Source organism: Acidovorax sp. CF316 (assembly GCF_000276605.1).
In the GTDB taxonomy this organism is placed as follows: domain Bacteria; phylum Pseudomonadota; class Gammaproteobacteria; order Burkholderiales; family Burkholderiaceae_C; genus Acidovorax.
Window position 1 is genome coordinate 1 of record NZ_AKJX01000302.1, and the last position, 10,106, is coordinate 10,106.

General features: G+C 65.5%; 11 protein-coding genes and 1 tRNA gene. 10 read left to right on the forward strand and 2 right to left on the reverse strand.

Going from position 1 to position 10,106, the window contains the following annotated elements:
* Positions 1–65: 65 nt before the first annotated feature.
* The 8 genes from PMI14_RS33090 (at position 66) to PMI14_RS33120 (ending at position 7,490) form a co-directional block, all read left to right on the forward strand.
* Positions 66–695: a DNA-3-methyladenine glycosylase gene (locus PMI14_RS33090; protein WP_081497467.1), complete on the forward strand. Its 630-nt coding sequence runs from the start codon at positions 66–68 to the stop codon at positions 693–695.
* Between the two features lie 99 nt (positions 696–794).
* Positions 795–1,772, forward strand: coding sequence for an acetyl-CoA carboxylase carboxyltransferase subunit alpha (locus PMI14_RS33095; RefSeq protein ID WP_007862187.1), 978 nt, complete (start codon positions 795–797; stop codon positions 1,770–1,772).
* Between the two features lie 166 nt (positions 1,773–1,938).
* Entirely contained in the window at positions 1,939–3,792 is a 1,854-nt protein-coding gene (locus PMI14_RS33100) for a methyl-accepting chemotaxis protein (protein WP_007862189.1), read from the forward strand.
* 96 nt (positions 3,793–3,888) lie between these two features.
* A complete protein-coding gene (gene tilS, locus PMI14_RS33105; RefSeq protein WP_007862191.1) occupies positions 3,889–4,857 on the forward strand; it encodes a tRNA lysidine(34) synthetase TilS in 969 nt (322 codons plus the stop codon).
* A 146-nt stretch (positions 4,858–5,003) separates the two neighbouring features.
* A complete protein-coding gene (locus tag PMI14_RS33110; protein ID WP_035206523.1) occupies positions 5,004–6,272 on the forward strand; it encodes an aspartate kinase in 1,269 nt (422 codons plus the stop codon).
* Between the two features lie 61 nt (positions 6,273–6,333).
* Positions 6,334–6,426, forward strand: a tRNA-Ser gene (locus PMI14_RS33115).
* 205 nt (positions 6,427–6,631) lie between these two features.
* The gene (locus tag PMI14_RS35255; protein ID WP_157405931.1) at positions 6,632–6,802 is read left to right on the forward strand and encodes a hypothetical protein; all 171 of its coding nucleotides are present in this window, start codon (positions 6,632–6,634) and stop codon (positions 6,800–6,802) included.
* An 82-nt stretch (positions 6,803–6,884) separates the two neighbouring features.
* The gene (locus tag PMI14_RS33120) at positions 6,885–7,490 is read left to right on the forward strand and encodes a hypothetical protein (RefSeq protein WP_146187910.1); all 606 of its coding nucleotides are present in this window, start codon (positions 6,885–6,887) and stop codon (positions 7,488–7,490) included.
* Here the strand turns inward: PMI14_RS33120 and PMI14_RS35260 are convergent.
* Positions 7,484–7,702 (reverse strand): hypothetical protein, encoded by a 219-nt coding sequence (locus tag PMI14_RS35260; RefSeq protein ID WP_146187911.1) that lies wholly within the window; start codon positions 7,700–7,702, stop codon positions 7,484–7,486. The two genes, PMI14_RS33120 and PMI14_RS35260, sit on opposite strands and share 7 nt — an antisense overlap.
* A 51-nt stretch (positions 7,703–7,753) precedes the next feature.
* Complete coding sequence (locus PMI14_RS33125) at positions 7,754–8,008, reverse strand: hypothetical protein (protein ID WP_007862197.1); 255 nt, start codon at positions 8,006–8,008, stop codon at positions 7,754–7,756.
* Between the two features lie 203 nt (positions 8,009–8,211).
* On the opposite strand from PMI14_RS33125, the gene PMI14_RS33130 reads away from it, so the two are divergent.
* Entirely contained in the window at positions 8,212–8,598 is a 387-nt protein-coding gene (locus tag PMI14_RS33130; protein WP_007862200.1) for a hypothetical protein, read from the forward strand.
* A 246-nt stretch (positions 8,599–8,844) separates the two neighbouring features.
* On the forward strand, positions 8,845–10,106 hold a 1,262-nt coding region (locus PMI14_RS35870), incomplete at its 3' end, for a methyl-accepting chemotaxis protein (RefSeq protein WP_007862202.1).

Consider the following 10,106-nt stretch of genomic DNA (forward strand, 5'->3'; position numbering starts at 1 on the left):
CTGCCGCCGCTGCGGCCGTCGTATCTGCCGCAGCGTCGTCGTCTGCTGCGGCACCTGCCAAGTCCGTGGTCGTCTCCACGCCCACCTACTGGGCCGAAGCCTGCAAGCACCTGATGAAGAAGGACCGGGTGATGAAGCGCCTGATCCCGCAGTTCGGCGATGCCGCGCTGCAGACCCAGGGCGATGCCTTCACCACCCTGGCGCGCTCCATCGTGGGCCAGCAGATCTCGGTGAAGGCCGCCCAGACCGTGTGGGAACGCTTTGCCAAGCTGCCGCGCAGCATGAAGCCGGCCAACGTGCTCAAGCTCAAGGTGGACGACATGCGCGCGGCCGGCCTGTCGGCCCGCAAGGTCGACTACCTGGTGGATCTGGCCCTGCACTTCGATGGCGGCAAGCTGCACGTGAAGGACTGGGCCTCGATGGACGACGAGGCCATCATCGCCGAGCTGGTGGCCATCCGCGGCATCGGCCGCTGGACGGCCGAGATGTTCCTGATCTTCTACCTGATGCGCCCGAATGTGCTGCCCCTTGACGACGTGGGCTTGATCAGCGGCATCAGCCACAACTACTTCTCGGGCGAAACGGTGAGCCGCAGCGAAGCCCGCGAAGTCGCCGAGGCCTGGAAGCCATGGGCCAGTGTGGCGACTTGGTATATTTGGCGGTCCATGGACCCCCAGCCAGTCGTCTCTTACTGAGCATTGGACAAGCGTCATACCAAACTCGTAACGCGTCGGTTACAGTGCGTGCCTCATTCATGGCACGCCGCCTTCCGGCGCGACCCAAGGAGAACAACGTTGGCGAAAAAGACCTTTCTGGATTTCGAGCAGCCGATTGCCGAACTCGAGACCAAAATCGAAGAACTGCGCTACGTGCAGACCGAGAGCGCCGTCGACATCTCGGAAGAGATCGACCAGCTGAGCAAGAAGAGCCAGCAGCTCACCAAGGACATCTACGCCGAGCTGTCGCCCTGGCAGATCACCAAGATCGCCCGCCACCCCGAGCGCCCCTACACGCTCGACTATGTGCGCGACATCTTCACCGATTTCGTCGAGCTGCACGGTGACCGCCACTATGCGGACGACCTGTCCATCGTGGGCGGGCTGGCGCGCTTCAACGGCCATGCCTGCATGGTGCTGGGCCACCAGAAGGGGCGCGACACCAAGGAGCGCGCGATGCGCAACTTCGGCATGAGCAAGCCCGAGGGCTACCGCAAGGCGCTGCGCCTGATGAAGACGGCCGAGAAGTTCAAGCTGCCCGTGTTCACCTTTGTCGACACGCCCGGCGCCTACCCCGGCATCGATGCCGAGGAGCGCGGCCAGTCCGAGGCCATCGGCCGCAACATCTTCGAGATGGCGCAACTCGAAGTGCCCATCATCACCACCATCATCGGCGAAGGCGGCTCCGGCGGCGCGCTGGCCATCAGCGTGGCCGACCAGGTGGTGATGCTGCAGTACGCCATCTATTCCGTGATCAGCCCCGAGGGCTGCGCCTCCATCCTCTGGAAGACCAGCGAGAAGGCCCAGGAAGCGGCCGACGCCCTGGGCATCACCGCCCACCGCCTCAAGGCCCTGGGCCTGGTGGACAAGATCGTCAACGAGCCCGTGGGCGGTGGCCACCGTGACCACAAGCAGATGGCTGCGTTCTTGAAGCGTGCCCTGGGCGATGCCTTCCGCCAGGTGGCAGACCTCAAGACCAAGGATCTGCTGGAGCGCCGCTACGAGCGCCTGCAGAGCTACGGCCGCTACAGCGATACCAAGGCGGATGTGCGCTGAGCACCCGACTGCCAACGCCTCCACTCCAACGGCCCCTCGCGGGCCGTTGTTGTTTTTACGCCCGGCGCAACCCGGGCGTGCCAGCCCTCTGGCGCCCCAGCCGTAACCGGATGTAGCATGGTGGGTCGCCGCCCGTTGGGTAGCGGGTAGATCCGAAGGGGGCAGCATGTCGTTCCTGAAGACTCTCAAGGGCCAGATCCTGCTGGTCTCCGTGGCCTGCCTGGTGGCGGGCCTGCTGGCCCTCACGGTGGCCAACTACCTCACGGCCCGATCCCAGGCCTATGCCTCGCTCACCGCGCAGTCGCAGGCCCTGGCCCACAGCCACATCGAAACCCTGCGCGACTGGGCCCGCGGCAAGGCCATGGTGGTCGAGTCGGCCGCTGCCGCGCTCGACGATGCCGACGCCGCCAAGCCGCTGCTCATGCTGGCCAAGGCGGGCAACTTCCTGACCACCTACTTCGGCTATGCCGACAAGCGCACGGTGTTCTCGGAAAAGCAGAACCTGCCGCCCGACTACGACCCCACCTCGCGCCCCTGGTACAAGCAGGCCGCCGAGGCGCAGGCCACCATCCTCACCGCGCCGTACGCCGATGCGGGCGGCGCCGGCCTGGTGGTCACCTTTGCCAAGGCCGCACGCGAGGGGGCAGGCGTGAAGGCCGTGATGGCGGGCGACGTGTCGCTGTCGGCCGTGGTGGCCAACGTGGCATCGATCAAGCCCACGCCGGCGAGCTATGCCTTCCTGGTGGGCAGCGACGGCAACATCATCGCCCACCCCGAGGTGAAGCTGGCGCTCAAGCCCGCGACCGATCTGGCCCCGTCGCTCACGGCCACGGCGCTGGCCGACATGGCCAAGCGCGCCGACCTCAATGCCGTGGACCTGCAGGGCCGGGCCATGCTGCTCACCGTGGCGCCCGTGACCGGCACGCCCTGGCTGCTGGCGATTGCGCTGGACCGGGGCGAGGGGCTGGCCGCCATCCGCACCATGCTGCAGGTGTCGCTGGGGGCGGGCATCGTGGTGCTGCTGGTGGCCCTGGTGGCGCTGGCGGGCATCCTCTCGCGGCGGTTGCGCCAGCTGACCCTGGTGCGCGACGCCATGCACGAGATCGGCGCAGGCGATGGCGACCTGTCGCGCCGCATCGACGCGCAGGGCGAGGACGAACTGGCGCAGATCGCCGCCAGCTTCAACAGCTTTGCGGGCAAGCTCTCGGGCGTGCTGGCGCAGATCCGTGATGCCAGCCACTCGGTGCGCGTGGCTGCCGAAGAGATCGCCACCGGCAACCACGACCTGAGCGGGCGCACCGAGCTCACCGCATCGAGCCTGGAGGAGACGTCGGCCTCCATGCAGCAACTGACCGAAACCGTGCGCCACAACGCCGATGCGGCGCGCCAGGCCAACCAGCTCGTGGCCCAGGCCTCCAGCGTGGCGCGGCACGGCGGCTCGGTGGTGGGCAATGTGGTGAGCACCATGGACGAGATCAACGCCGCGTCGCGCAAGATCAGCGACATCATCGGCACCATCGACGGCATTGCCTTCCAGACCAACATCCTGGCGCTCAATGCAGCGGTGGAGGCCGCGCGTGCCGGCGAGCAGGGCCGGGGCTTTGCCGTGGTGGCCAGCGAGGTGCGCAGCCTGGCGCAGCGCAGCGCCGAGGCGGCCAAGGAGATCAAGCAGCTGATCAGCGCCTCGGTGGCGCAGGTGGAGAACGGCTCGCGGCTGGTGCACGATGCCGGCGCCACGATGACCGACATCGTCAACTCGGTGCAGCGCGTGACCGACATCATGGCCGAGATCACCGCCTCCACCAACGAGCAGAGCACCAGCATCAACGAGGTGGGCCAGGCCGTCTCGCACCTGGACCAGATGACGCAGCAGAACGCGGCCCTGGTGGAGGAGAGCGCGGCGGCGGCGCAAAGCCTCAAGGACCAGTCGGTGCGGCTGTCGGAGGTGGTGGGCACCTTCCGGCTGTCGGCCGATGGCGGCGCGCATGCGGCACCGCGGCTGGCCGGGCCCGGCGGCTGAGCAGGGGCCGCGATAATCGGCAGCCATGCGCTGCCAGCCTGCCCCCTCCGTACACCGTGCCCCGCCCTGCGCAGGCCGGGCACCCGGGGCCTGGGCATGACCCAAACGTTCGAGGCCGCCATCACCGCCTTTGCGCCTGCGCTGCCCCTGGCCGTGGGCCTGAGCGGCGGGGCCGATTCCACCGCCCTGCTGCTGGCCTGCGCGCGGCGCTGGCCGGGGCAGGTGCGCGCCATCCACGTGCACCATGGGCTGCAGGCGGCGGCCGATGGCTTTGAGCAGCACTGCGCAGCGCTGTGCACCCGCCTGCAGGTGCCGCTGGTCGTGCAGCGCATCGATGCCCGGCCCGAGCCGGGCCAGAGCCCGGAAGATGCCGCGCGGCAGGGCCGCTACGCGGCACTGGATGCCGCTGTGCAAGCCCCCGCCATGGCCGGTACCGCGGCCATGGCGCTGGCACAGCATGCCGACGACCAGGTGGAGACGCTGCTGCTGGCCCTGTCGCGCGGGGCCGGCGTGGCCGGGCTGGCCTCCATGCCCGCGCGGTGGCAGCGTGCCGGTCTGCCCTGGCACCGCCCGCTGCTGCAGGTACCCGGCCAGGCCGTGCGCGACTGGCTGCAGGCGCAGGGTGAGCGCTGGGTGGAGGACCCCACCAACGCGGACGAGCACTACACCCGCAACCGCATCCGCGCGCAGATCCTGCCCGTGCTTGAGGCTGCGTTCCCTGCGTTTCGCGATACCTTTGCCCGTTCGGCCGCCAACGCGGCGCAGGCCAGCGAATTGCTCGACGAAGTGGCCGTGGCCGACTTGGCCCAGGTGGGCGTGCCCCCGCAACTGGCCGCGCTGCAGGGCCTGGGGCGTGCGCGCCAGGCCAATGTGCTGCGCCACTGGCTGCGCAGCGTGCACCGCACCACGCCCAGTGCTGCGCAACTGGCCGAGCTGCTGGACCAGGTGCGCGCCTGCACCACGCGCGGCCACCGCATCCGCATCAAGGTGGGGGCGGGCTTCGTGGTGCGCTCGGGCACCGGGCTCGATTGGTACAATCCCCAGGTTTTGGTCCCTGGGGACTGATCCGTGTCTTCTGGATGAAACCCGCCCGTGGTTTCAAAACAGGACAGGGACCAGGCCCTGCTTTCCCATCTGCACGAAAAACAGCGGCGCGCCAAAACAGTGTCCAACCGGCGCCGTGGCAAGTGTTTCGTCACCCCAGAAATCCAATGGCATTGATCGTTCACAAATACGGCGGCACGTCGATGGGCTCCCCAGAGCGCATCCGCAACGTCGCCAAGCGCGTGGCCAAGTGGGCCCGCGCAGGCCACCAACTGGTGGTCGTGCCCAGCGCCATGAGTGGCGAAACCAACCGCCTGCTCGCCCTGGCCAAGGAACTCGCACCCCCGCGCGCCACCGAGGCGTACAACCGCGAGCTGGACATGCTGGCCTCCACCGGCGAGCAGGCCTCCTCGGCCCTGCTGGCGATTGCGCTGCAGACCGAAGGCATGGGCTCGGTGAGCTACGCTGGCTGGCAGGTGCCGATCCGCACCGACAGCAGCTACACCAAGGCGCGCATCGAGTCCATCGACGACCAGCGCGTGCGCGCCGACCTGGCCAACGGCAAGGTGGTGATCGTCACGGGTTTCCAGGGCATCGACGACGAAGGCAACATCACCACGCTCGGCCGTGGGGGATCGGACACCTCCGCCGTGGCCGTGGCCGCCGCGATGAAGGCCGATGAATGCCTGATCTACACCGACGTGGACGGCGTGTACACCACCGACCCCCGCGTCGTGCCCGAAGCGCGCCGCCTGCACACCGTCAGCTTCGAGGAAATGCTCGAAATGGCCAGCCTGGGCAGCAAGGTCCTGCAGATCCGCTCCGTGGAGTTCGCAGGCAAGTACAAGGTGCCCATGCGCGTGCTGTCGAGCTTCACGCCCTGGGACATCGACATCAACGAAGAAGCCAAGTCCGGCACGCTGATCACTTTTGAGGAAGACGAAAAAATGGAACAAGCCGTTGTATCCGGCATCGCATTCAACCGCGACGAGGCCAAGATCTCCGTGCTGGGCGTGCCCGACAAGCCAGGCATCGCCTACCAGATCCTGGGCGCCGTGGCCGATGCCAACATCGAAGTCGACGTGATCATCCAGAACCTGAGCAAGGACGGCAAGACCGACTTCAGCTTCACCGTGAACCGCGGCGACTATGCCCGCACGGTCGAGCTGCTCAAGGAAAAGGTCGTGCCCGAGCTGGGCGCGCAGGAAGTCGTGGGCGACGCCAAGATCTGCAAGGTCTCCATCGTCGGCATCGGCATGCGCAGCCACGTCGGCGTGGCCAGCAAGATGTTCCGCGTACTGAGCGAAGAGGGCATCAACATCCAGATGATCTCCACCTCGGAAATCAAGACCTCGGTCGTGATCGACGAAAAGTACGTCGAGCTGGCCGTGCGCGCGCTGCACAAGGCCTTCGAGCTGGACCAGCCGGTCGCCTGATCGACCCATCAGCCCCCAACTCGGCTGAAGTGCCCCAAAAATGGGGCATAATAGCTGGATTGGAAACGTGACCGAGTGGCCGAAGGTGCTCCCCTGCTAAGGGAGTATGGGGTGTAGAGCCTCATCGAGGGTTCGAATCCCTCCGTTTCCGCCAAACATGAACCCCTAAGTGATTTATTGCTTAGGGGTTTTTTGTTTGTGCGGCCGGGAAGTGAGTGGGCCCGCGCCAATATCGGGGGCAGCAGGCCCTGCGATCGAGGTGTTCACAGCTGCATGCCTCGCTGAGGGCCGGGTGCCATCCTTCACATGCCTGTGGAGTTCAAGCGCCTCGACGGCACGCCCGTGCAGGTTGACTTGCAGTGCAAGGCCCTGCGCAAGACAAGACGCAGTGGTCCACGCTGAAGGACGATGTGCAGCGCGCCGCCCTGCACGCCGTGAAGGCCGAAGTCCCCGCCGCAGCCTGGGCGCCCGCGTCAACCCTGGCGACCACTCCCGACATGGGCAAGCTGGGGTTGTTGGACAAGGAATGACAGGATCTGCATGACAACCTGCAGGTGAATGGGGAATCGGTCCTGCTCACCATCCGAGAGTTTGAGCCGAGCCCTCGAAGCCGTGAGCGGCTACCATGCCTTTTTTAACCGAGGAGGAGATATGCGAATTTTGATGGGTGCACTTGTGGCGGTGTTGGTTGCGGGGTGTTTGCAGAAGGAGGGGGAGGACCTCACTGCAAAGTTGCCCGCTCCTGCCGCAGACACCAGCACACCAGATCGCGCCATCAAGTCCTATTGGGCGATGCGCGACTGGTACATCAATATCAGTCACGCCGACCACACCCAGCGCCAATCTTCTCCAGCCGAGAAAAAGAAACGGGAATTGGAAGATCTGCTGGTGAGCGAGGAAATCAACAAGGAGAGCCGCACTCCTTGGCGAAGAGAGACATTCGAGAGGACCATCAAAGAAGTCAAAACAGAAACTGAGTCGCGCGCAGTCGTGCTGGTGAACATAAAGAACAACACGCAACTTGCTCCGGACGAAGTGCCGGACAGCTTTGATCGTAAGCGCCGCGACGAGGGTGAAATGTACAAATATGTGCTTGAAAAGTTTGGCTCAAATTGGAAGGTGGCTGAGATTTCCAGTTACCGCGACTACAAAAAAGACTGGGACGTGACTCGCCCAAGCAAGCGGCCGGTCCCTTCCATGACGTACTCGGCTCAATAGAGCACATTGAAGTTGCCGGTCAACGGCATGTAGTTCATAAAACCGCCTTTGGGCGGTTTGCTGGGATGTGCTGGAATATGCCGGGTTAGGGTCCGAATCCCTCCGTTTACGCCAAAAAAAGGAAACCCCACGCAGTTGATCTGCTTGGGGTTTTTTTGTTGTTTGGCCTGGATGGGGTGTTGGTGTTTCTGTGGCGCGTTGACAGCAGTCAAGGCGCATCCTGTCTGGCAGATTACCTGCCTCGTGCCCAGGAAGCCGGGAATCTACCGGAGCAGCATGAACCAGAGCAGCGGCCCCAGGATGAGGGCGCAGGAGCCGCTGAGGACGGCTTCGGCTTTCGGGGTGAAGCGCCCCGAGGTCTGGGCGACCTGCTGGACCAGCCAGCCTACACCGCTGCTCAATGCAAGCAGGTAGGCCAGGTTCAGCACGCCGACCAAGGCCACGGAAGCCCGTGGCATGTCCATCGCCGCAAAGGCAATGGCTGGAACGAAACAGATGGCCACCACGATCCAACGCATGGTTTCCCCCTTTTTGAACGCGCTTCATTGTCGCTACCGCTGCGGCGTCTGACCATCACCGATTCGGGGGATGGGGCGCACCGGCGGGACCGACAGGCCTGTGCCCCGGCCTGCCGACAAATGGGTACATTTCCCAGGGGCCCGAATCCTGCCAACCAGGAAATCCCGCCGGCGGTGCCGATACCAACAAGGACAAAGAGGGAATGTTGAAAAGCAAGTTCATGCGCTGGATCTGCCTGTTGCCAGCCGCCTTCGCGGCCGCGTTCGTGGCGCAGCGCCTGACAAAGTTCATCAGTGCCTGGCAGATGGGCCACGGCATGCTCGGCACGCTGCTCATCGAGCTGGGGTCGGGCGCGATGCTGGGCGCGGTGTTCGTGCTGGCCGGGGTGGCGATGGCGCCTTCGCACCGCCGGCAGGTGGCGATGGCGCTGTTCACCATCGTGGCCATCGTCTTCGGGATCACCGTTTTCACCGCCCTCCTGTTCGAGGGGGAGCTGTGGGTGTATGCGAACGGGACGGCCATGCTTGTGGGGGCGCTGGTGGTGGCGTACCCGCGGATTGCGGCCTCCGGCGCTGCGCGCAGGGCGTGAACCACGCGGGTGTTGTGTGCCAGGTTGGCAAGAAAATGCTTGCCAGTCGGGTGCAGGAGGCGCAAGGTATCGGTGTTGAAGGATCTCCCCCAAGTCTGCGCGGGGCCAAAAATCCATAAAAAATGATTGGTGCAGACGGCCAGTGAAGGTTGGCTGGCAAGGAAGGGTCTGGGGCAAATCACGCTGCAGACCGGCGGTGGCCGGCGGATTGCGCGCATGCGCGCCCAACACAGGGAGAACCTCGCGATGAATTTCCTGCAAAGCCTGACCATCAAGACGCGCCTGGCCATCGGCTACGCCGTCCTCGCATTCGCCCTTGTCCTGGTGGCGATCATGGGCATACGCGGGCAGTCGCTCACCCAGCAGAACCTGGAGGTCCAGGTCAACCACCTGGAGGTGATCAAGGGCCTGGGCAACAGCGTGCTCGATGCTGCCAATGCCAGGGCCGTGTCGGCGCGCAACCTGGTGATCGCCAGTTCCAAGCCCGATGAGGTTGCGGAGATCAAGCTGATCGGCACGGCCCATGAGGCCGTGGGCAAGGGGCTCAAGAACCTGGAGGAGGCCTTGAAGAAGGCGCCGCCCGAGGCGGCCGAGCCGCTGCAAAAGCTGCTGGCCCAGATCAAGGAAACCGAGGCGGCCTATGGCCCCATCGCCCTGGAGATCACCCGCCTGGCGAGTGTGGGCGAGAAGGACACGGCGATCAAGAAAATCAATGCCGAATGCCGGCCGCTGCTGACCCGGCTGGTGGGCAACCTCGACGCCTTCCTGGCAGAGACCGACAAGATCAGCCAGCAGGCCATCGAGCGCTCGATGCGCCAGTTCGAATCCCTGCGCATGCAGCTCATCGTGCTGAGCGTGGCCGTGGTCCTCTTTGCGGTGGTGCTCGGCTACCTCACCACGCGCTCCATCATCGGGCCGCTGGGCGAGGCCGGCGCTGCGACCCAGGAGTTTGCCCAGGGCAACCTGGCGCGTCCGCTGGTGGCCCGGGGCAATGACGAGATCGCCTCGCTCGTCGCCGCCATGGAGGACATGCGCCAGAGCCTCTCGGGCCTGGTGGCCGGTGTGCGCGAGGGGTCGATGAGCGTGTCCACCGCCAGTTCGGAGATCGCCCAGGGCAACCAGAACCTGTCTACCCGCACCGAGCAGCAGGCCAGTGCCCTGCAGCAGACAGCCGCCTCGATGGAACAACTGGGCTCCACCGTGCGCCAGAACGCGGACAACGCCGTCAATGCCAACAAGCTGGCGCATTCGGCCTCCACCATCGCGCAACAGGGCGGCGAGGTGGTGGCCCAGGTGGTCGAGACCATGAAGGGCATCAACGACTCGAGCCGCAAGATCAACGACATCATCAGCGTGATCGACGGCATCGCCTTCCAGACCAACATCCTGGCGCTGAATGCCGCCGTGGAGGCCGCCCGCGCGGGCGACCAGGGGCGCGGCTTTGCGGTGGTGGCCGGCGAGGTGCGCACCCTGGCCCAGCGCAGCGCCCAGGCGGCCAAGGAGATCAA